General features: G+C 54.6%; 18 protein-coding genes. 6 read left to right on the forward strand and 12 right to left on the reverse strand.

Annotation, left to right across the window (positions count from 1 at the left end; translation table 11 throughout):
* Positions 1 to 105: 105 nt before the first annotated feature.
* The 9 genes from bamA to rpsB form a co-directional block, all read right to left on the reverse strand.
* Positions 106 to 2,523, reverse strand: coding sequence for an outer membrane protein assembly factor BamA (bamA, locus tag CWR52_RS08050; protein WP_104949344.1), 2,418 nt, complete (start codon positions 2,521 to 2,523; stop codon positions 106 to 108).
* Between the two features lie 31 nt (positions 2,524 to 2,554).
* The gene (gene rseP / locus CWR52_RS08055) at positions 2,555 to 3,907 is read right to left on the reverse strand and encodes a sigma E protease regulator RseP (protein WP_024907524.1); all 1,353 of its coding nucleotides are present in this window, start codon (positions 3,905 to 3,907) and stop codon (positions 2,555 to 2,557) included.
* 11 nt (positions 3,908 to 3,918) lie between these two features.
* Complete coding sequence (gene cdsA, locus CWR52_RS08060) at positions 3,919 to 4,776, reverse strand: phosphatidate cytidylyltransferase (protein WP_063620841.1); 858 nt, start codon at positions 4,774 to 4,776, stop codon at positions 3,919 to 3,921.
* Positions 4,777 to 4,788: 12 nt separating this feature from the next.
* Positions 4,789 to 5,547: a (2E,6E)-farnesyl-diphosphate-specific ditrans,polycis-undecaprenyl-diphosphate synthase gene (gene ispU, locus CWR52_RS08065; protein ID WP_047651476.1), complete on the reverse strand. Its 759-nt coding sequence runs from the start codon at positions 5,545 to 5,547 to the stop codon at positions 4,789 to 4,791.
* 186 nt (positions 5,548 to 5,733) lie between these two features.
* A complete protein-coding gene (ispC, locus tag CWR52_RS08070; RefSeq protein ID WP_104949345.1) occupies positions 5,734 to 6,933 on the reverse strand; it encodes a 1-deoxy-D-xylulose-5-phosphate reductoisomerase in 1,200 nt (399 codons plus the stop codon).
* Between the two features lie 93 nt (positions 6,934 to 7,026).
* Entirely contained in the window at positions 7,027 to 7,584 is a 558-nt protein-coding gene (gene frr / locus CWR52_RS08075) for a ribosome recycling factor (RefSeq protein WP_008501909.1), read from the reverse strand.
* Positions 7,585 to 7,751: 167 nt separating this feature from the next.
* Positions 7,752 to 8,477, reverse strand: a complete 726-nt coding sequence (gene pyrH, locus CWR52_RS08080) for a UMP kinase (RefSeq protein WP_008501910.1) — start codon at positions 8,475 to 8,477, stop codon at positions 7,752 to 7,754.
* Between the two features lie 149 nt (positions 8,478 to 8,626).
* Positions 8,627 to 9,478: a translation elongation factor Ts gene (tsf, locus tag CWR52_RS08085; protein ID WP_014830708.1), complete on the reverse strand. Its 852-nt coding sequence runs from the start codon at positions 9,476 to 9,478 to the stop codon at positions 8,627 to 8,629.
* A 117-nt stretch (positions 9,479 to 9,595) separates the two neighbouring features.
* Complete coding sequence (gene rpsB / locus CWR52_RS08090; RefSeq protein WP_013095653.1) at positions 9,596 to 10,321, reverse strand: 30S ribosomal protein S2; 726 nt, start codon at positions 10,319 to 10,321, stop codon at positions 9,596 to 9,598.
* A 322-nt stretch (positions 10,322 to 10,643) separates the two neighbouring features.
* On the opposite strand from rpsB, the gene map reads away from it, so the two are divergent.
* From map to CWR52_RS08110, 4 genes are all read left to right on the forward strand, one after another.
* On the forward strand, positions 10,644 to 11,438 hold the full coding sequence (gene map, locus CWR52_RS08095; RefSeq protein ID WP_045907833.1) for a type I methionyl aminopeptidase: 795 nt from the start codon (positions 10,644 to 10,646) through the stop codon (positions 11,436 to 11,438).
* 63 nt (positions 11,439 to 11,501) lie between these two features.
* Positions 11,502 to 14,177, forward strand: coding sequence for a bifunctional uridylyltransferase/uridylyl-removing protein GlnD (glnD, locus tag CWR52_RS08100; RefSeq protein ID WP_104949346.1), 2,676 nt, complete (start codon positions 11,502 to 11,504; stop codon positions 14,175 to 14,177).
* 32 nt (positions 14,178 to 14,209) lie between these two features.
* A complete protein-coding gene (gene dapD / locus CWR52_RS08105) occupies positions 14,210 to 15,034 on the forward strand; it encodes a 2,3,4,5-tetrahydropyridine-2,6-dicarboxylate N-succinyltransferase (RefSeq protein WP_008501915.1) in 825 nt (274 codons plus the stop codon).
* Between the two features lie 111 nt (positions 15,035 to 15,145).
* Positions 15,146 to 15,532, forward strand: coding sequence for a DUF3461 family protein (locus CWR52_RS08110; protein ID WP_014168696.1), 387 nt, complete (start codon positions 15,146 to 15,148; stop codon positions 15,530 to 15,532).
* A gap of 92 nt (positions 15,533 to 15,624) precedes the next feature.
* Here CWR52_RS08110 and cdaR read toward each other — a convergent pair whose 3' ends face one another.
* The 3 genes from cdaR to dgt all read right to left on the reverse strand — a co-directional run bounded on the left by cdaR (position 15,625) and on the right by dgt (position 20,011).
* A complete protein-coding gene (cdaR, locus tag CWR52_RS08115) occupies positions 15,625 to 16,782 on the reverse strand; it encodes a DNA-binding transcriptional regulator CdaR (RefSeq protein ID WP_045907831.1) in 1,158 nt (385 codons plus the stop codon).
* A 146-nt stretch (positions 16,783 to 16,928) separates the two neighbouring features.
* Complete coding sequence (gene degP, locus CWR52_RS08120; RefSeq protein WP_104949347.1) at positions 16,929 to 18,365, reverse strand: serine endoprotease DegP; 1,437 nt, start codon at positions 18,363 to 18,365, stop codon at positions 16,929 to 16,931.
* A 131-nt stretch (positions 18,366 to 18,496) separates the two neighbouring features.
* Positions 18,497 to 20,011, reverse strand: coding sequence for a dGTPase (dgt, locus tag CWR52_RS08125; RefSeq protein WP_104949348.1), 1,515 nt, complete (start codon positions 20,009 to 20,011; stop codon positions 18,497 to 18,499).
* Positions 20,012 to 20,093: 82 nt separating this feature from the next.
* Between dgt and mtnN the strand changes: the two genes are divergently transcribed.
* Complete coding sequence (gene mtnN / locus CWR52_RS08130) at positions 20,094 to 20,792, forward strand: 5'-methylthioadenosine/S-adenosylhomocysteine nucleosidase (protein WP_008501920.1); 699 nt, start codon at positions 20,094 to 20,096, stop codon at positions 20,790 to 20,792.
* The gene (btuF, locus tag CWR52_RS08135) at positions 20,785 to 21,585 is read left to right on the forward strand and encodes a vitamin B12 ABC transporter substrate-binding protein BtuF (RefSeq protein WP_104949349.1); all 801 of its coding nucleotides are present in this window, start codon (positions 20,785 to 20,787) and stop codon (positions 21,583 to 21,585) included. The genes mtnN and btuF overlap by 8 nt, the downstream gene beginning before the upstream one ends.
* Positions 21,586 to 21,600: the final 15 nt, after the last annotated feature.

The raw sequence follows: 21,600 nt of genomic DNA on the forward strand, positions 1-21,600 counted from the left end.
CCCATTGGCACCAGAAGGTACCGTTCTTTGCGTGGCAAGGCGATCGTTTTACCGATCGCCAGTTGTCAGCGCTACACTGCCAACGCATTCCTTTGCTGCGGATTATTACCAGGTTTTACCAATGTTAAACTGGAATTGCTCCGACTTATCTCCATCATATTTCTTAAACGGCTGGGCGTAAGAGAAGACCAACGGCCCCAGCGGTGACATCCATTGTAATGCGATACCGGCAGACATGCGAATATTGCTCGGATCGCTGTAGTCAGGAACACCTGCCGCACGCATCTGGGCCGTATTCTGCCAGTTGGTATCCCACACCGTGCCCGCATCCCAGAAGAAGGACGTACGGACGGAGTTCGCATATTTATCGCTGATAAACGGCGTTGGGGTGATGAACTCCAGGCTGGCAACGGCCATCGCGTTACCGCCCACCGCATCGTCAGAACTACAGACTTCAGATGAGGAAGACTTATCGCAGTTATCTTTGTCGTTCCCGCCGTAATAGACCGCTTTCGGACCAATGTTGTTGGACTGGAAGCCACGAACGGTGCTCGAACCACCCGCATAGAAGTTTTCATAGAACGGCAGCTCTTTGCCGCCTAAACCATCACCATAGCCCCAGCGGGTACGTCCCAGAACCACCCACTTATGATCGTCATCGATCGGGAAGTAGGACGCGGTATCCAGCGTCACCTTATAGAACTCGTTATCGGAGCCCGGCACGGTGACTTTACCGTTCAGGTTGACGCGAGAACCTTCCGTTGGGAAGTAGCCACGGTCGAGACGGTTATAGGTCCAGCCGTAGTTGAAGGTGAAGTCATCCGCAGCGAAACCGTTGTTATCGCTGTTTTTGCTAGCCGACTGGCCAATAGAATCCAGATAACGCCACATCGCCACCTGCGGTTGCATATTGGACAGGTCGTTATGCACGTAACCTAAGCCCGCACGCAGGGTGTTGTATTCGTTAATCGGGAAGCCAAGCGTACCGTCCACACCGTAACTCTTGTTGGTGTACGAGGACAGATCCGCATCGTCTGCTTTAAAGTCGTTATAGAAGACACGACCGCCCAGGCTCACACCGTCAACGGTGAAGTATGGGTTCGTTACAGAGAACTCAGAGTAGGTCTGGTAGTCGTTTTTGGTACCGTTAATTCCGACAGAGTAACCCGTACCCAGCCAGTTATCCTGCTGCACGCCGACCTGGAAGCTGACGCCGCTTTCGGTACCGTAGCCCACACCGAAGTTGAAGCTACCGGTGTTACGCTCTTTCACTTTATAAACGACATCAACCTGATCCGGGCTGCCCGGTACGCGCTGGGTGTCGGTATCCACCGTTTCAAAATAGCCCAGACGGTTCAGACGCTCTTTACCCTGATCAACGAGATCGCTACCTAACCATGCACCTTCCATCTGACGCATTTCGCGACGCAGAACGGAGTCTTTAGAGGTGTCGTTACCGACGAAGCGGATCTTACGCACGTAGAAACGGTTACCCGCGTCAACATTCACGTGCAGCTTAACGGTTTTATCCGCGTCATTGATTTCCGGCTGAGTCTGTACGCGCGGATAGGCATAACCATAGCGGCCGAGCAGCTTCTTAATGCTGTCTTCCATTTTGGTGACCTTGGATCCGCTATAGAGATCGCCTGGCTGAATTTTGGTCAGCGATTCGATTTCAGCAGAATGCCCCGCCAGATTACCACTCACCTCAACACCCGAAAGCTTGTACTGATCGCCTTCCGTGATGTTGATCGTAATGTAGATGCCTTTCTTGTCCGGCGTCAGACTCACCTGAGTCGAGTCGATATTGAAACGCGCGTAACCACGATCCAGATAGTAGCTGCGCAGGGTTTCCAGGTCGCCCGCCAGTTTCTGTTTCTGGTATTTGCGATCGCCTACCACGTTCCACCACGGCACTTCATCGCGCAGCTGGAAGGTGGAGATCAGTTCGTCGGTGCTGAACGCGTGGTTACCAACAATGTTGATCTGCTGGATCTTCGCAGAAACACCTTCCTGGAAGACCAGCTTCAGGTCAACACGGTTACGCGGCAGCGGAGTGACAACCGCTTTCACGCTGGCGCTGTATTTACCGACGCTGTAGTAGAAGTCTTCCAGACCTTTTTCAATGTCTGAAAGAGTTGTGCGGTCCAGAGACTCCCCCACACGAACACCGGATGCTTCAAGGTTTTGCTTGAGCATGTCATCTTTCACCGACTTGTTGCCGGAGAAAGTGATACTGGCGATCGTTGGACGTTCTTTTACCTGTACCAGCAGCGTATCACCATCGCGCAGGACGCGGACATCCTCGAAGTTGCCGGTGGCAAACAGAGCACGGATGGTGTTACTGATATCATCATCATTAACCGTATCGCCGGGGCGCACAGGCATACTGAGGAGGGCCGCACCAACGGCGACACGCTGAAGGCCTTCGAAATGAATGTCTTTCACTACGAACCCGTCAGCACCGTATACGGTGGCGCTGCTAAACAGCAGCGACGCTATGAGCAACTTTTTCATCGCCATCGTTATTATGCGTTCTTCCTAACTAACTCTCTTACAACCGAGAGAAATCATTGAAAAGTGCAAGCCCCATTAACAGCACCAGCAAAATCGAGCCAATGCGATAACTAAAGTCTTGAACTCGCTCGGATACCGGTCCGCCTTTTAGCTTTTCAATCGCTAAAAACAGCAGATGACCCCCGTCTAAAACGGGAAGCGGGAACAGGTTGATTATCCCAAGGTTCACGCTAATGAGCGCGAGGAACATGAGATAGTAAATCACCCCGAATTCCGCTGACATCCCAGCCCCCTGAGCAATCGAAATTGGCCCACTGAGGTTGTTCAGTTTCACATCACCGGTTATCAATTTCCCCAACATGTTGACCGTCAGCTTCATCAGTTGCCATGTTTTATCCGTGGCTTCAAGGATGGCGCTGAACGGCCCATACTGGCGTATTGTCTTGTACTCATCTGGCAGCGGGATCACTTTTGGCACAACGCCTGCAAACCCTTCTGCCTTCTTGCCGACCGACTTCGTATCCGGGATCAGCGTCAGCGAAAGCGGACTGCCCTGCCTTTCAACTTCCAGCGCGAGAGACGTCCCCGGATTATCGCGCACCAGAGTAACAAAGGTCATCCACTCTGTTAATGGTTGACCATCGACTTTAACGATCCTGTCGCCTGCTTGCAAACCCGCTTTGCTCGCCGCCGAGTTGGCCTGGACTTCGGCTAATACCGGCTCGATCTGTGCGCCGCGTGGACGAATGCCCAGCGCAGCGACGGGATCCTCTTTGTCTGGCTCGAAACGCCAGTGACGTAAATCGAGCACTTTGTCCTGACGGGCGTCTGACCCAAACGGCGATACGCTGATGGTGGTCTGCGGATCGCCAATTTTAGCAACCAACTGCAGTCGCACGGCATCCCAATCAGGGGTTTCGATACCATCAATCGCTTTAAGTTCCATCCCGGATGTAATTTGCGCACTCGCCGCAATGGAGTTGGGGGCAATTTCACCGACCACCGGACGTACGCCAGGGACGCCGATGATAAACACCAGCCAGTAAGCGAAAATCGCAAAGATGAAGTTGGCTACCGGTCCGGCAGCGATGATGGCGGCGCGTTGTCCAACGGTTTTATTGTTGAATGCGCTGTGTCGCAGCTCAGGCGCGACAGGCTCGACGCGTTCGTCGAGCATTTTGACGTAGCCGCCCAGCGGGATAAGGGCGATGACAAATTCCGTGCCGTGGCGATCGGTGCGCGTCCAGAGTGATTTACCAAAACCGATGGAAAAGCGCTCTACGCGCACGCCACAGCGGCGAGCAACCCAGAAATGGCCAAATTCATGCACGGTAATCAGTACACCCAGTGCAACTATGAACGCCGCCAGATTCCAGAGAATGCTCAGCATAAAACCTTCCGTTAAATCGTCCCGAATACCAGTAAAAGCAAACACGCAAACACGGGAACCGCCGCTGTCAGGCTATCAATGCGATCCAGTATACCGCCATGCCCTGGAATCAGGTGTCCACTGTCCTTAATCCCTGCTTCACGCTTGAACATACTTTCGGTTAAATCACCGAGCACGGAGGCAAGCGCAGCAAAAATCGAGCACACCAGCAGTATTGACGGTGCCACTTCAAGATTCGCCCAGACGCCGTAGCCCCAGGAGATGATCGCGGCCGTAAACAAACCGCCGATAAATCCTTGCCAGGTTTTGCCCGGAGAAACCTTCGGTGCCAGCTTATGTTTGCCAAACAGTTTACCAAACATATAGGCCCCGGAGTCAGCCCCCCAGACGAGAATCATCACATAAAGCAGCCAGATCGCACCGCTGTAGTGGTTTTCGTCGTAGTGCCAGGCGCGCAGCGCAACCATACCCCAGAAAAAAGGAATAATGGTGAGCAAACCAAAAATCAGTCGCAGCACTTTTGAATGACGCCATAACGCCGCGGAGCCGGGATAAAACAGCACCAGCAACAGCGCGGCCACCCACCAGGCCAACGATATCCACAAGGAACCGGCCACCAGGGGCTGATGAATATCATGATGATATTCAGGCAACATAAACAGCATGATGGCCAGGATAAAGCCACACAGTACCGCAAGCCATACTCGCTGCGTGCGCGAGGTAAAGCCGCTAAACTGTCCCCATTCCCACGCGGCGAGCATGCACACCACCAGCGTAACAATAGCGAATCCCACCGGGGGCAGTAAAAACAGCGCCGCAATGACAATGGGTATTAATACAAAAGCGGAAATCAGGCGATACTTCAGCAAAAGCTACCCCCATCAGGCGTTATCGCCACCAGGCTCGGTGCCGCCGAAACGACGCTCTCGATTGGCAAAGGCATGCAGCGCACCTTCAAAGTCTTGTTCATCAAAATCGGGCCAAAGAACATCCGTAAAGTAAAGTTCAGCATAGGCAATTTGCCATATCAAAAAGTTACTTATGCGATGTTCCCCCCCTGTCCTAATTACCAAATCCACAGGTGCCTGTTCATTCATGCAGATTTGCTTGCTCAGCGCCTCTTCATCAATTTGGTCGGGTCTCAACAGCCCTTCCTGAACCTGTTCGGCCAGATGCCGAACGCCCTGGATAATATCCCAGCGTCCGCCGTAATTCGCCGCAATATTCAGCGTCAGTCCGGTATTATTTTCCGTCAGCGCTTCTGCTTTGCGAATCCGTTCCTGCAAACGTGAGTTAAAACGACTGGTATCGCCAATGATACGCAGGCGGACGTTGTGGCGGTGCAGGCTTTTTACTTCGCTGTCTAGCGCCCACACAAACAATTCCATCAACGCAGTCACTTCCTGCAGTGGTCGATTCCAGTTTTCACTGCTAAAAGCATAGAGCGTTAACGCATCAATGCCGTTATTGGCGGCAAAAGAAACGGCGCGGCGAACAGATTTCGCCCCAGCTTTATGCCCAAAGGCTCGTATCTTCCCTTGTCTTTTCGCCCAGCGGCCATTGCCATCCATAATGATTGCTACATGACGGCAGCCATGCGCTGGCAAGTTTTCGCTTATTGGTTGATTCGCAGACAACATAACGCGTTTTTTGTCCCTGAAAAGGATTTAACGGTACTCAGGAATACTGAAGCCGATACATAAAAAAGCCGTGTCAAACCACGGCTCACCTGACCACATTAAGTCAAATACCTGCGATCAGGTGGCGCAGACTATATCACTGAAGCCCAACGCTAACAAATAGCACGACGACTAGTGGTTGCTTTATCACCAGCTTGCGAGACGTGTCACCTGTTGGCGCGCAATATTACGCGCAGCTGCATCCACCGCCAGCACCTCTTCCACGCTCTGTGGTTCGCGCAAATCCATCATCTCCAGTACCGCTAAATTCAACGCCGCGATATCGGTAAAACGAATTTGCTGACTCAGAAATGCTTCAACGGTAATTTCATTGGCTGCATTCAGTGCCGTTGTCGCCGCCTGCCCCTGGTCAAAGGCCGTCATCGCAAGCTTCAGACAAGGGTAGCGGTCATAGTCTGGCTCACTGAACGTCAGGGAACTTAACTTGCAGAAATCAAGCGGCTTCACGCCGGACTTCACTCGATTCGGCCACGCCATGGAATGGGCAATTGGCGTACGCATATCCGGTTCGCCCAACTGCGCCAGCACGCTGCCATCCTGATAACGCACCATCGAATGAATCACCGATTGCGGGTGAATCAGTACTTCCATCTGTTTCGCTGACGCATTGAACAGCCAGCGCGCTTCAATGTATTCCAGACCTTTGTTCATCATGGTGGCAGAGTCAACGGAGATTTTACGCCCCATCGACCAGTTCGGATGCCGGCACGCCTGATCCGGCGTCATGGCGCGCAGTTCAGACAGTGGCGTTTCACGGAACGGGCCACCAGACCCGGTAAGCAGAATCGACACGACGCCATTCTGCTCCAGGTCAGCGTACCCCAGGTTCTGTTGAAAAGGTTGCGGTAAACTCTGAAAAATCGCGTTGTGCTCGCTATCGACCGGCAAAAGACGCGCCCCATGCTGCTTCACCGCCTCCATAAACAGGCGTCCGCAGGTCACCAGCGACTCTTTATTGGCCAGCAGAACGTCCTTACCGGCATCAATCGCGGCAAGCGTCGGCAATAATCCTGCCGCCCCGACGATGGCCGCCATCACCTGATCCACGTCATCCAGCGCCGCCATCTCGCAGGCCGCCTGTTGACCACTCAGCACCTCGGTTCGGCTGCCCTTCTCAAGCAGCTGTGCTTTCAGCAGGCGCGCGCTCTCTTCGTCATCCATCACCGCATAGCGGGGTGTAAACTCCAGGCACTGCTCAACCATTCGCTGCACATTCTTACCGGCCACCAGCGCTGTCACGGTGTAAAGTTCAGGATTATGGCGAACGACGTCGAGAGTACTGCAACCGATAGAGCCGGTTGAGCCGAGGAGTGTTAAATGCTTCATGAGATGCCCGAAAAGTTAGACCAGATAAAAGCAAAACGCCGCCAGCAAGACCCTAAGTCTCTCTGAACGGCGTTTATCAGTGTACGACAGAAATCAGAACTGCATCAGTTCCGCTTCTTTATCTGCCAGCGCCGCATCAATTTTCTTGATGGCAGCGTCAGTCATTTTTTGAATGTCGTCCTGGGAACGACGATCGTCATCTTCACTGATCTCTTTTTCTTTCAGCAGCGCTTTGACTTTATCGTTCGCGTCGCGGCGAACGTTACGCACGGAGACACGCCCCTGCTCAGCTTCGCCACGCACCACTTTGATCAGGTCTTTACGACGCTCTTCGGTCAGCGGTGGCAGTGGAACGCGGATGTCAGCACCCGCAGAGCTTGGGTTCAAACCGAGGTCAGACGCCATGATCGCTTTCTCAACCGCCGGGCCCATAGAACGATCGAATACGTTGATTTTCAGCGTACGGGTATCTTCTACCGTCACGCTCGCCAGCTGACGCAGAGGGGTTGGCGTACCGTAGTACTCGACGATGATGCCATCCAGCAGGCTTGGGGAAGCACGGCCAGTACGGATTTTGCTGATTTGGGTTTTGAACGCTTCTACGCATTTTTCCATGCGTACTTCAGCATCTTTTCTGATGTCGTTAATCACGTTACGAATCCTTGAAAACTTGTCTCAGGCAGACTATCCGCCAGCACAGCGCTACAGGTGTGCTAAGTATAGTCGCGTTTAATTCATGACAACGCCAAAGGCGCGCCCGGGTAAGATACCACTACAAAATAAAGCGGAATCTTACCTGTATTTATCGTCAACGGAAATTATTCCGTGATCAAAGTGCCTTCTTTTTCGCCCATGACCACGCGACGCAGTGCGCCAGGCTTGTTCATGTTGAAGACACGGATCGGCAGTTTGTGGTCGCGAGCCAGCGTGAAGGCGGCAAGATCCATCACTTTCAGCTCTTTATCCAGCACTTCGCTGTAGCTCAGCTGATCGTACATGGTGGCAGAAGGATCTTTTGCCGGGTCGGCAGTAAACACGCCATCGACTTTGGTCGCTTTCAGTACCACATCGGCTTCGATCTCGATACCGCGCAGGCAGGCAGCGGAATCGGTTGTAAAGAACGGGTTACCCGTACCGGCGGAGAGGATCACCACGCGGTTATTGCGCAGCAGGCTGATGGCTTCTGCCCAGCTGTAATTATCGCATACGCCATTCAGGGGGATCGCGGACATCAGGCGGGCATTCACATAGGCGCGATGGAGCGCATCACGCATTGCCAGGCCATTCATCACGGTTGCCAGCATACCCATGTGGTCGCCCACAACGCGGTTCATCCCCGCTTTCGCCAGACCAGCACCACGGAAAAGGTTGCCACCGCCAATGACCACGCCAACCTGGATGCCCAGTTCGACCAGTTCTTTGATTTCCTGTGCCATGCGATCAAGGATGCTTGCGTCAATACCGAAGCCTTCCGATCCCTGCAGCGCTTCGCCACTCAGCTTAAGCAGAATGCGTTTGTACACGGGTTTTGCATTGGTAGCCATGTTTCTTTCCTGAGACTGTCAACGATTAAGATGGGGTTTATTCTGGCGACATGATATGCCGCAAATCAGTACAGCGATACTGGAGCCTGTCTGATTTCCTGTGACGGGTGACAAAAAGAAGCCGCCCTCAGGCGGCTCCTTTTCAATCATTAAGACTGCTTGGACATTGCAGCAACTTCTGCTGCGAAGTCAGTCTCAACTTTCTCGATGCCTTCGCCCACTTCGAAGCGGATGAAGCCAGTTACGTCAGCGTTGTGCTCTTTCAGCAGCTGAGCAACAGACTTGCTTGGATCCATAACGAATGGCTGGCCAGTCAGAGAAACTTCGCCGGTGAATTTCTTCATGCGGCCTTCAACCATTTTCTCTGCGATTTCTTTTGGTTTACCAGACTGCATCGCGATGTCCAGCTGAACCTGGTACTCTTTCTCTACCACTTCAGCAGACACGTCTTCTGGCTTAACGAATTCTGGCTTGCTTGCAGCGATGTGCATTGCCAGCTGTTTAACCAGCTCTTCGTCAGCGCCTTTAGCCGCAACCAGAACACCGATACGTGCACCGTGCTGGTAAGAGCCCAGAACGTCGCCTTCCAGAGAAGCAACACGACGGATGTTGATGTTCTCACCGATTTTAGCAACCAGCGCAACACGTTCTTCTTCGAACTGTGCTTTCAGAACTTCAACGTCAGTGATTTTGCCAGCAACCGCTGCGTCCAGAACTTTGTTAGCAAATGCCTGGAAACCACCATCTTTAGCAACGAAGTCAGTCTGGCAGTTAACTTCCAGAATGATGCCGTAGGTGCCGTCGATTTTAGTGATGATCACGCCGTCAGCAGCAACGTTGCCTGCTTTTTTAGCTGCTTTGATCGCACCGGATTTACGCATGTTTTCGATTGCCAGCTCGATGTCGCCGTTCGCTTCAGTCAGCGCTTTTTTGCAATCCATCATGCCTGCGCCAGTACGCTCGCGCAGCTCTTTTACCAGGGATGCGGTAATTTCAGCCATTCTTAAATCCTCGGGAGATGTGAACTGCCCGGCCGGGGGCCAAACAGTGTAAATTGAAAAAAGGGGCCGGTAATGGGCCCCTATTCATACACGGTACTAATAAGGGGTAAAACCTTATTATTCAGCTTCTACGAAGCTTTCTTCCGCCTGAGAAGCCAGATCCTGGGAACGGCCTTCACGAACGGTAGCAGCTACAGCGCTCAGGTACAGGCTAACAGCACGGATTGCGTCGTCGTTACCCGGGATAACGAAGTCAACACCGTCCGGATCGGAGTTGGTATCAACGATAGCGAATACCGGGATACCCAGGTTGTTAGCTTCTTTGATTGCGATGTGCTCGTGGTCTGCATCGATTACGAACAGCGCGTCTGGCAGGCCGCCCATATCTTTGATACCGCCCAGGCTGTTTTCCAGCTTGTCCAGTTCACGAGTGCGCATCAGCGCTTCTTTCTTAGTCAGCTTATCGAAAGTACCGTCCTGAGACTGGGTTTCCAGATCTTTCAGGCGCTTGATGGACTGACGAACGGTTTTCCAGTTGGTCAGCATGCCGCCCAACCAGCGATGGTTCACGAAGAACTGATCGCAGCTGTTAGCAGCATCTTTCACAGCTTCGCTTGCAGCGCGCTTAGTACCAACGAACAGAATCTTACCTTTACGGGAAGCGATCTTGTTCAGCTCAGCCAGGGCTTCGTTGAACATTGGTACAGTCTTCTCAAGGTTGATGATGTGAACTTTGTTACGTGCGCCGAAGATGAAAGGCTTCATTTTCGGGTTCCAGTAACGGGTCTGGTGACCGAAGTGAACACCAGCCTTGAGCATGTCGCGCATGGAAACAGTTGCCATGTTTAAAACCTCTATATTGAAAGTTGGGGTTATGCCTCCACGTATCCCATATTACCGACCCCGAAGGGCACCCCGGAATATGTGCCGATACGTGTGTGTTGTTACACAAAGTGAGATTTGTCGCTCCCGTCCAGCCTGTGTATCTGAGATGGATCGGAAGTCCGGCGCGCTTTATACCACAAAACACGACCAGAAACCAACAGTTGTTGGCGGAGTGTGCTGTTAATGATTCTCAATTTGGCACGAAGCGTGCCAGACTGATACCATTGACGACACTTAGACTAGTATTGTCGAAAAAAATCGACACCGATGGACAGATTACATGGCTATCTCTATTAAGACACCTGAAGAAATTGAAAAGATGCGCATCGCCGGTCGTCTGGCCGCGGAAGTGCTGGAAATGATCGAGCCGTTCGTGAAGCCGGGCGTCAGCACCGGTGAACTGGACCGCATCTGTAACGACTATATCGTGAACGAGCAGCACGCGGTTTCCGCCTGCCTCGGCTACCACGGTTTCCCGAAATCCGTCTGCATCTCTATTAATGAAGTGGTGTGTCACGGTATTCCGGACGATGAAAAACTGCTGAAAGACGGCGACATCGTTAACATCGACGTGACCGTCATTAAAGACGAGTACCACGGTGACACCTCAAAAATGTTCATCGTTGGCAAGCCGACCATTCTTGGCGAGCGTCTGTGCAAAGTTACCCAGGAAAGCCTCTACCTGGCGCTGAAAATGGTGAAACCGGGTATTCGCCTGCGCACCATCGGCGCGGCAATCCAGAAATTTGTCGAAGCAGAAGGGTTCTCCGTGGTACGCGAGTACTGCGGTCACGGCATTGGCCGCGTCTTCCACGAAGAGCCGCAGGTTCTGCACTATGATGCCGATGACGGCGGCGTGGTGCTGCAAAAAGGCATGACCTTTACCATTGAGCCAATGGTCAACGCGGGTGATTACCGCATCCGTACCATGAAAGACGGCTGGACAGTGAAAACCAAAGACAGAAGCTTGTCTGCGCAGTACGAGCATACTATTGTGGTAACAGACAACGGCTGCGAAATTATGACGTTGCGCAAGGATGACACCATCCCGGCGATACTGACGCACGACGAATGATAAAAAAGCCGGCAAATGCCGGCTTTTTTAATGGCGATAGCTTTTTCTTATGGGTGGCGCACGATGAGTAATCTTTTACCCGAACAGTATGCTAACACAGCCCTTCCCACCCTCCCCGACCAGCCCGATAACCCGGGCGTCTGGCCGCCGCACGAGCTGACTTGCGCGCATATTAAAGCCCATATGGATGTTTTCCATCGCTGGCTGGGTAGCGCGTTCGACGCAGGCGTATCTGCCGAGCAGCTCATTGAGGCGCGCACCGAGTTTATCGACCAGCTCCTGCAGCGTCTGTGGATCGACTACGGTTTCGGTCAGGTTAGCGACGTCGCGCTGGTTGCCGTCGGGGGCTATGGCCGCGGTGAGCTGCATCCGCTTTCCGATATCGATCTCCTGATCCTAAGCCGCAAAAAGCTGCCGGACGAACAGGCGCAAAAAATCGGCGAGCTTCTGACCCTGCTCTGGGACGTGAAGCTGGAAGTCGGCCACAGCGTGCGTACCCTGGAAGAGTGTCTGCTGGAGGGGCTGTCGGACCTGACCGTCGCCACCAACCTGATTGAAACCCGCCTGCTTATCGGCGACGTCGCGCTGTTCCTGGAGCTGCAAAAACACATCTTCAGCGACGGCTTCTGGCCGTCAGAAAAGTTCTTCGCCGCGAAGGTCGAGGAGCAAAACCAGCGCCACCAGCGCTACCACGGCACCAGCTATAACCTTGAGCCTGACATTAAAAGCAGCCCCGGCGGCCTGCGCGACATCCACACTTTACAGTGGGTCGCCCGTCGCCATTTTGGCGCCACCTCGCTGGACGAAATGGTTGGCTTCGGCTTTTTAACCGAGGCGGAGCGTAACGAGCTTAACGAGTGTCTGCACCTGCTCTGGCGCATCCGCTTTGCCCTGCATCTGGAAGTTTCGCGCTACGATAACCGTCTGCTGTTTGACCGCCAGCTCAGCGTGGCGCAGCGCCTGAATTACCAGGGCGAGGGTAACGAGCCGGTTGAGCACATGATGAAGGATTTCTTCCGCGTCACACGCCGGGTGACCGAGCTGAACCAGATGCTGTTGCAGCTGTTCGACGAGGCCATTCTGGCCCTGACGGCCGACGAAAAGCCGCGCCCGATTGATGACGAATTCCAGCTGCGCGGCACGCTTATCGATCTCCGCGACGAAACGCTGTTTATCCGCGAGCCGGAAGCGATTCTGCGAATGTTCTATACCATGGTGCGCAACAGCACCATCACCGGGATCTACTCCACCACCCTGCGCCATCTGCGCCACGCGCGCCGCCATTTGACTGAGCCGCTGTGCTATATCCCGGAAGCCCGTTCGCTGTTCCTGAGCATGCTCCGCCACCCGGGTGCCGTAAGCCGTGGGCTGCTGCCGATGCACCGCCACAGCGTGCTGTGGGCCTATATGCCGCAGTGGTCGCACATTGTCGGCCAAATGCAGTTCGACCTGTTCCACGCCTACACGGTGGATGAACACACGATCCGCGTGATGCTCAAGCTGGAAAGCTTTGCAAAAGAAGAGACGCGCTCCCGCCATCCGCTGTGCGTCGAGCTGTGGCCGCGCCTGACCCATCCGGAACTGATCCTGATTGCTGCCCTGTTCCACGACATCGCCAAAGGCCGCGGCGGCGACCACTCGGTGCTCGGCGCGCAGGACGTGCTGAAATTTGCCGAGCTGCACGGCCTGAACTCACGTGAAACGCAGCTGGTGGCCTGGCTGGTGCGCCATCACCTGCTGATGTCGGTCACCGCGCAGCGTCGGGACATACAGGACCCGGAAGTCATTAAGCAGTTCGCGGAAGAGGTTCAGACGGAAAACCGTCTGCGCTATCTGGTCTGCCTGACCGTGGCGGATATTTGCGCCACCAACGAAACCCTGTGGAACAGCTGGAAGCAGAGCCTGCTGCGCGAGTTGTACTTCGCTACCGAAAAACAGCTGCGTCGCGGGATGCAGAACACGCCAGACATGCGCGAGCGCGTGCGTCACCACCAGCTTCAGGCGCTGGCGCTGCTGCGGATGGATAACATTGATGAAGAGGCGCTACATCAGATTTGGGCCCGCTGCCGCGCCAACTATTTTGTCCGCCACAGCCCAAACCAGCTTGCGTGGCACGCGCGGCATCTGCTCAAGCACGATCTGTCCCAGCCGATGATCCTGCTGAGCCCGCAGGCCACCCGCGGCGGGACGGAGATTTTCATCTGGAGCCCGGACCGCCCTTATCTGTTTGCTGCGGTCTGCGCCGAGCTGGACAGGCGTAACCTGAGCGTGCACGACGCGCAGATTTTCACCACCCGCGACGGCATGGCAATGGACACCTTTATCGTGCTGGAGCCGGACGGCAGCCCGCTGTCGTCGGACAGGCATGAAGGGATACGTTTTGGTCTGGAGCAGGCGATCACCCAGCGCAGCTGGCAACCGCCGCAGCCGCGTCGCCAGCCGGCGAAATTGCGCCACTTCACCGTGGATACCGAGGTCAATTTCCTGCCAACCCACACCGATCGTAAATCGTTCCTTGAGCTGATCGCGCTCGACCAGCCGGGGCTGCTCGCCCGCGTCGGCCAGGTTTTTGCCGATCTGGGAATTTCGCTTCATGGAGCCCGAATTACAACCATTGGCGAGCGAGTAGAAGATTTATTTATAATCGCCACCGCCGACCGGCGTGCCCTTAATAATGACCTGCAGCTTGAAGTGCAACAACGGTTGACAGCAGCCCTCAATCCAAACGATAAAGGGTGATATGTTTTTTAGTGAAATGGAAAGAGTAAACAATGCAGCAGTTACAGAACGTTATTGAGTCCGCTTTTGAGCGTCGCGCCGAGATTACCCCGGCAAATGTGGATACCGTGACCCGTGAAGCGGTAAACCAGGTGATTTCCCTGCTGGATTCCGGCGCGCTGCGCGTGGCAGAAAAAATCGACGGTCAGTGGGTCACTCATCAATGGCTGAAGAAAGCCGTGCTGCTCTCTTTCCGCATCAACGATAACCAGGTTATCGACGGAGCAGAAAGCCGCTACTTCGATAAAGTGCCAATGAAGTTCGCTGACTACGACGAAGCGCGTTTCCAGAAAGAAGGTTTCCGCGTGGTGCCGCCTGCGGCGGTGCGTCAGGGTGCCTTCATCGCACGCAACACCGTGCTGATGCCATCCTACGTGAACATCGGGGCCTACGTTGACGAAGGCACCATGGTCGACACCTGGGCAACTGTCGGTTCCTGCGCGCAGATCGGTAAAAACGTTCACCTGTCCGGCGGCGTGGGCATCGGTGGTGTTCTGGAGCCACTGCAGGCTAACCCGACCATCATCGAAGACAACTGCTTCATCGGCGCGCGCTCTGAAGTGGTTGAAGGCGTGATCGTTGAAGAAGGCTCCGTGATCTCCATGGGCGTTTACATCGGCCAGAGCACCCGTATTTACGATCGTGAAACCGGCGAAGTGCATTACGGCCGTGTTCCGGCGGGCTCCGTCGTGGTGTCCGGCAACCTGCCGTCAAAAGATGGCAAATACAGCCTGTACTGTGCGGTTATCGTGAAGAAAGTGGATGCGAAAACGCGCGGTAAAGTGGGCATCAACGAATTGCTGCGCACCATCGATTAATCGGGTATAACAAAAAGCGGGGGCAACCCCGCTTTTTTTGTATCTGAGGGTGGCGAAAATAGATTTTTTCGTTAATTATTCAAAGGTTATGTTGAGATCAAGGGTACCGCTATGTACGATAATCTGAAAAGTCTGGGCATTACCAATCCTGATGAAATTGATCGTTACAGCCTCCGCCAGGAAGCCAACAACGATATTTTGAAAATCTATTTTCACAAGGACAAAGGAGAGTTTTTCGCCAAAAGCGTGAAGTTTAAATACCCACGCCAGCGTAAGACCGTTGTTGCTGACGGTGTAGGACAGGGATACAAAGAAGTACAGGAAATCAGCCCTAACCTGCGCTATGTGATCGATGAACTCGATCAGATCTGCCAGCGCGACCGCACCGAAGTCGATCTCAAGCGTAAGATCCTTGACGACCTGCGTCACCTTGAAAGCGTTGTTACCAATAAGATCAGCGAGATTGAAGCGGATCTTGAGAAGTTAACCCGGAAATAAAAGCAAAACGGCAATCCTTGATTGCCGTTTTTAGTGTTTGCGCCCTCTCCCCGTGGGAGAGGGATGGGGTGAGGGCACCAGACCGCACTCAGTCATCTCTGTTCATCCAACTGCAGCGCCACATACAACAGCAGCCTGTCGTCGAAATTCCCCAGATCCAGCCCCGTCAGCTCTGAAATTCGGTTTAACCGATACTCCAGGGTATTGCGGTGGATAAACAGCGCTTTTGACGTCGCCAGCGGCTGCACGTTATGACGGAACCACGCCTGCAGGGTCCGGCGCAGCAGGCCGTTATTGTCCATGGCTTTCAGGCGCGCCAATGGCCGAGCCAGCTCATTGGCCTGCCATCCACCGCGCAGGCTGTCGAGCAGCACCGGCAGCATCAGGTCCTGATAGAAATAGCTACGGCTCTCCGGCATACGCTGCTTGCCCACCATCATGGTGGTGCGTGCGGTACGCCAGGAGCGGGCGATACTGCCCGGCCCGGTAAAGTAGTTGCCCAACGCAACACGAAAACGCAGCTGACCATTCTCCTTCATTCGGGCGATCAGCAGCTCCACGCGACGGCGATGATCGTCCGCATCCCAGCGGCCAAACGCATTGAGCGCCGGTTTGAGCACCACCATCTCCGTCAGAGAAACGATCGCCACCAGGTTATCGCGCTCCGGCGTCGCCAGTGCATTTTGCAGCTGCTGCAGCTCGGCCATCGCGCTGTCTACACCCAGCTGGCCGCTATCGACTTCAATCACCGCCACCACGCGCGGCTGATTCAGATCGATCCCCAGACGCTGCGCCCATTCACTGAGTGCAGGCGTATGCTCTTCCGCCTGAATAAGGTTCATCACCAGCTCCTCACGCAGGCGGCTGTCCTGAGCGAGCAGGTGCATCAGGCGCGACTGCTCGAGCATCATCTCCGCCGTCATGCAGACCAGCTCACCGTATTTTCGCAGTGACTCGGGCTCGCCGGTGAGGCCGATGACCCCCACAATCTCGCCTTCAAGGCGCAGCGGTAAATTGATGCCCTGACGGACGCCGTGCAGGTGTTTCGCTACCGCATCGTCGATATCGACCACGCGCCCCTGAGAGAGCACCAGCAGCGCGCCTTCGTGCAATTCCCCAATACGCTCGCGATCGCCGCTGCCAATAATGCGCCCGCGGGCATCCATTACGTTGATATTGGTATCAATGATGCGCATGGTGCGCGCCACGATATCCTGCGCCATTTTGGTATCAAGATGCCAGCCAGCCATAGAACCCTCCTGTGAGCAGAGCTCAAGCATAGGGATGTTCAGCGACGGCTGCATTGTGCGAATGCACAAAGAGAGAGGAAGAAGTATGGACTTGTGGGAAGGGTCACAGAAACGAGAAAGCCCCTGCGAACAGGGGCTTCAGAGGATTACTGCATCAGCAGGTAAATAGAGGTATCACCACGCTGGATATTCAGCGCCAGCACGGAAGGCTTGCTGTCGAGAATTTTACGCAGTTCAGCGATATTTTTCACCGGCTGCTGGTTAGCGCCCATGATCACATCGCCTTTCTTGAGGCCGATACGGGCTGCCGGTGAATTCGCTTTCACGTTGTTCACCACCACGCCTTTGTCTGCGCCTTTGTTGCTCATCTCGGCACCTTCAATCCCGTTGAAGATGGTGCTGGAGTCCACCTGATTCTGGCTGCTCTGCTGCAGCTCCAGGCTCACGTTAACCGCTTTACCGTCGCGCAGCAGACCAAGAGTCACTTTGCTGCCAATCGGCATAGAGCCGACTTCCGCACGCAGGGCGGCAAAGCTGCTGATCGGTTTACCGTTCAGGGAGGTGATCACATCCCCCGCTTTAATGCCCGCTTTAGCGGCAGAGGAGTTCGGCATCACCTGGCTGACGAATGCCCCGCGCTGGGCGTCAACCTTCATCGCCTTCGCCAGTTCGGAGTTCAGCTCCGTACCGAGGATACCCAGTTCACCGCGTTTCACCTGGCCATACTGCACCATCTGCGCGGTCAGGTTTTTCACCATGTTACTTGGGATAGCAAAACCGATCCCGATATTGCCGCCGTCCGGGGCAAGGATCGCGGTGTTAATACCGATCAGTTCGCCGTTCAGGTTGACCAGCGCACCGCCGGAGTTACCGCGGTTGATCGCCGCATCCGTCTGGATGAAGTTCTCATAGTTCTCGGCATTGAGACCGCTACGGCCCAGCGCAGAGACGATACCCGAGGTCACGGTTTCACCCAGACCGAACGGGTTACCGATCGCCACGGTATAGTCGCCCACGCGCAACGCATCGGAGTCGGCAATTTTAATCGCCGTCAGGTTTTTCGGATCCTGGATCTGGATCAGCGCGATATCGGAGCGCGGGTCTTTACCCACCACTTTGGCGTCGAACTTACGGCCATCGCTCAGCTGAACCTTAATGCTGTTCGCGTTATCGACAACGTGGTTGTTGGTGACGACGTAGCCTTTCGCTGCATCAATGATTACCCCCGAGCCAAGCGCCATGAATTTCTGCTGCTGGCCGCCGCCCTGGCCGTCATCCCCTGCGCCACCGCCCTGACAGAACGGAGAGCTCTGGAATGGCGAACCGTCCTGGCAGAACGGCGAGTTGTCGCCGAAGAACTGCTGGAAGTTACGCGGCATGCGCGGCGTATTGACGGTCGTGCTACCCTCAACGTTAATACTCACCACCGATGGCATCACTTTTTCGAGCATCGGTGCCAGGCTTGGCATCTGCTGCGCGGTTGCTGCCGACGACGCGGTCTCGGCTGCAGTAGCAGTCAGAGGAGACAGCGCTAAACCTAAACTCAGAGCCAGTGCACTCATTGCTAATGTGGTTTTTTTCATGTTTCTCAATCTCGATTTACAGGTAACGCAAAATTGCTGTGTAACTCAGATTCGTTTTATACCGCTTAGTTCCGGCGATAAGTTTATGGAAAAGGTAAAAATTTATTGGCCGTCTTTACAAAACTCCGGCGTTATTCCACCGCCATCAGCTTGCGGTATTCATCCCAGGCATACAAATCCGTCATGCCGCTGATATAGTCCTGGATAAGACGGCAGCGATAATAATATTCCATCACCGGCCACTGGGGGGAATGGCGATCCAGCTTGCTAATCGCTTCGACATACGCCAGACGGTGTCGGGTAGAGAGTTTCTGATAAAGTCGGGATTCGATGGGGATGCGGCGCACGCGCTCGTGTTCCACCAGCTCGCTGAATTCGTCGACGGACAGCTGGAGCAGCGGGGCATAAATTTCCAGTAACCCGCTGATCACCCGGTAGCCCTGCAGCTCTAACTGTTCGACATCCGGATGGCTGAAGACATGCCGCATCGCCACATGTTTATAAAGCTCGAGGAGCTGGCTGAAACTGCTGTCATCTTCCAGTAGCGCATGGTTGAATTCCCCGCTGAAAATCAGCGGCAAATTATCAATAAAGCGCGACGCCGCGTACGGCACCAGCTTATTTAATGTATTGACCCGCAAATACATAAAGAACTGGTCTTCCGTACTGCGGCTTAATGTATTTGAGCGCGATTTATCCCAGGCATTTTCGACAACCTGCGCAAACAGCGAGCCTTTTTCATGGGTGCCCCAGGCCGTATAAAGATGCTGATAAAGCTCCTCGACGCTGAAGATTCTTTTCTCAACCGCGTCTTCCAGATCGGCCACGCAATAGGAAATATCATCGGCGGCTTCCATAATCCAGGTCAATGGAAAGCGGCCGTTTGGCGTCAATGAAAGTTCTTTACGTAGCCGTTCAATATAGGCCTCTTCGGAAAGATAATAGCCCGGTTTTTTCATTAAATAACTGTGGGACGCGGGCGTCTCCCCCATCCACCACGCGGGGCGCGTATATTTCAGAATGCAGCCGACCTGTGCCCAGGTCAGGTTCATACGCATCAGGGAGTGGACCAGCCGGATCCCCTGCGCGTTGCCCTCAAAATGACAGAGATCCTGGCGCACCTTGCGGCGCAAATCGTTCAGCCCCTCTTCGCCTTCACGCAGGCGTAAATCGCGTACGATGCAGCGGTCGTCGCTCAGCGGCTGGCTTACCGCGTCCGAAGGGTAAAGCCGTTGTTTAAACCAGTCATTGATTGCCGCCTCACCAAAATGACCGAAAGGCGGGTTGCCGATGTCATGCATCAGGCAGGCCATCTCAACGATACTCTCAAAAGGCCCCGTCAGCTCGTCCAGACCATAGGTTTCCAGCAAGCGCTGCTCTTTGAGACGGCTCAAAATCTCTTTAGCTATATAGCGCCCGACCTGCTGCACCTCCATAGAGTGGGTTAAGCGCGTGCGCACCGCGGCGTTACGCTCCAGCGGAAAGACCTGGGTTTTTTGCTGCAGACGGCGGATGGCGGGCGAGTTAATGATCCGCCCGCGATCGCTTTCGAAGATACGCAGGATCTCATGTTCGCTCTTGTCGCCCTGCGGCGAACGGAAACGTCGGTGCCAGTTAATTTTGGTGCGAAAATCGATTGGTGACATGTGCTCCCCCGCGTGAGAATGCGTTTCCCCTTAACCGCATGATAGACTATGCATCTTAACAAGGCACATCGCGAGTAAATCTATGAAAATCGGCATTATTGGTGCAATGGAAGAAGAAGTTACGCTCCTGCGTGACAAAATTGAGAACCGTCAGACCCTCTCTCTGGGGGGTTGTGAGATCTATACCGGTCAGCTAAACGGTGTTGACGTGGCTCTGCTGAAATCAGGCATCGGTAAAGTCGCTGCGGCGCTGGGTGCCACCCTGCTGCTTGAGCGCTGCAAGCCGGACGTGATCGTGAATACCGGCTCTGCGGGCGGCCTGGCGCCGACGCTGAAGGTGGGGGACATCGTTGTTTCCGACGAAGCGCGTTACCACGATGCTGACGTCACTGCGTTCGGTTACGAGTACGGCCAGCTTCCGGGCTGCCCGGCAGGGTTTAAAGCGGACGACAAACTGATTGCGGCGGCAGAGACCTGCATTGCGGAGCTCAACCTCAACGCGGTACGCGGTCTGATTGTCAGCGGTGATGCGTTCATCAATGGTTCCGTGGGTCTGGCGAAAATCCGTCATAATTTCCCTCAGGCGGTGGCCGTTGAGATGGAAGCGACTGCGATTGCGCACGTTTGCCATAACTTCAACGTACCGTTCGTGGTGGTTCGCGCCATCTCTGACGTGGCTGACCAGCAGTCCCACATCAGCTTCGACGAGTTCCTGACCGTTGCGGCAAAACAGTCCACCGTGATGGTGGAACGCCTGGTGCAGAATCTGGCACGTGGCTAAACATCCCCTCAGGGCGCTTGCCGCCCTGCTTCTGCTCGCTCCGCTGTGGCTCTATGCCGTACCGCGCGTGATTACGCTCTCTCCCGCCAATACGGAGCTGGCGTTTGCCGCCGGCATCACGCCCGTCGGCGTGAGCAGCTTTTCCGATTATCCGCCGCATGCCGCGGGGATTGAGCAAGTGGCCACCTGGCAAGGGATGAACCTTGAGCGCATCGTGGCGCTGAAACCGGATCTCGTGCTGGCCTGGCGTGGCGGCAACGCCGAGCGCCAGGTTAACCAGCTCACTTCCCTTGGCATCAAGGTCATGTGGATTGATGCCGTCAGCATTGAACAGGTCGCACAGGCGCTACGCGCCCTGGCACCCTATAGCCCTACCCCCCAAAAAGCCGAGGCTGCGGCGAAACAGATGCTGAGCGACTATGCCGCGCTGAAATCCCGGTACGATACCCCAGTTAAAAAGCGCATCTTCCTGCAGTTTGGCAGCCAGCCGCTGTTCACCACCGGTAAAGGGTCGATTCAGAACCAGGTACTGGAAGTGTGTGGCGGGGAAAACATCTTTGCTGCCAGCCGGGTGCCGTGGCCTCAGGTAAGCCGTGAGCAGGTTCTGGCGCGCCAGCCACAGGCCATCGTCGTGGTCGGAAATGCGAGTGAAATTCCCAAAATTGAGCAATTCTGGCAAAAGCAGCTAAAAATACCGGTAATACCCCTCAACAGCGACTGGTTTGAACGCGCCAGCCCGCGTATTATCCTCGCCGCAAAACAGCTCTGTGCCGCGCTGGCAGAGAGTCACTAACATAAGACCCTTTTC

This window comes from Enterobacter sp. SGAir0187, from assembly GCF_002952735.2.
Lineage (GTDB): Bacteria > Pseudomonadota > Gammaproteobacteria > Enterobacterales > Enterobacteriaceae > Enterobacter > Enterobacter quasiroggenkampii.

Excerpts from the sequence above, each read along its gene's own strand:
- bamA (WP_104949344.1), bottom strand. The coding sequence starts at position 2,523 with ATGGCGATGAAAAAGTTGCTCATAGCGTCGCTGCTGTTTAGCAGCGCC.
- rseP (WP_024907524.1), bottom strand. The coding sequence starts at position 3,907 with ATGCTGAGCATTCTCTGGAATCTGGCGGCGTTCATAGTTGCACTGGGT.
- ispU (WP_047651476.1), bottom strand. The coding sequence starts at position 5,547 with ATGTTGTCTGCGAATCAACCAATAAGCGAAAACTTGCCAGCGCATGGC.
- ispC (WP_104949345.1), bottom strand. The coding sequence starts at position 6,933 with ATGAAGCATTTAACACTCCTCGGCTCAACCGGCTCTATCGGTTGCAGT.
- pyrH (WP_008501910.1), bottom strand. The coding sequence starts at position 8,477 with ATGGCTACCAATGCAAAACCCGTGTACAAACGCATTCTGCTTAAGCTG.
- tsf (WP_014830708.1), bottom strand. The coding sequence starts at position 9,478 with ATGGCTGAAATTACCGCATCCCTGGTAAAAGAGCTGCGCGAGCGTACT.
- rpsB (WP_013095653.1), bottom strand. The coding sequence starts at position 10,321 with ATGGCAACTGTTTCCATGCGCGACATGCTCAAGGCTGGTGTTCACTTC.
- map (WP_045907833.1), top strand. The coding sequence starts at position 10,644 with ATGGCTATCTCTATTAAGACACCTGAAGAAATTGAAAAGATGCGCATC.
- glnD (WP_104949346.1), top strand. The coding sequence starts at position 11,502 with ATGAGTAATCTTTTACCCGAACAGTATGCTAACACAGCCCTTCCCACC.
- dapD (WP_008501915.1), top strand. The coding sequence starts at position 14,210 with ATGCAGCAGTTACAGAACGTTATTGAGTCCGCTTTTGAGCGTCGCGCC.
- CWR52_RS08110 (WP_014168696.1), top strand. The coding sequence starts at position 15,146 with ATGTACGATAATCTGAAAAGTCTGGGCATTACCAATCCTGATGAAATT.
- cdaR (WP_045907831.1), bottom strand. The coding sequence starts at position 16,782 with ATGGCTGGCTGGCATCTTGATACCAAAATGGCGCAGGATATCGTGGCG.
- degP (WP_104949347.1), bottom strand. The coding sequence starts at position 18,365 with ATGAAAAAAACCACATTAGCAATGAGTGCACTGGCTCTGAGTTTAGGT.
- dgt (WP_104949348.1), bottom strand. The coding sequence starts at position 20,011 with ATGTCACCAATCGATTTTCGCACCAAAATTAACTGGCACCGACGTTTC.
- mtnN (WP_008501920.1), top strand. The coding sequence starts at position 20,094 with ATGAAAATCGGCATTATTGGTGCAATGGAAGAAGAAGTTACGCTCCTG.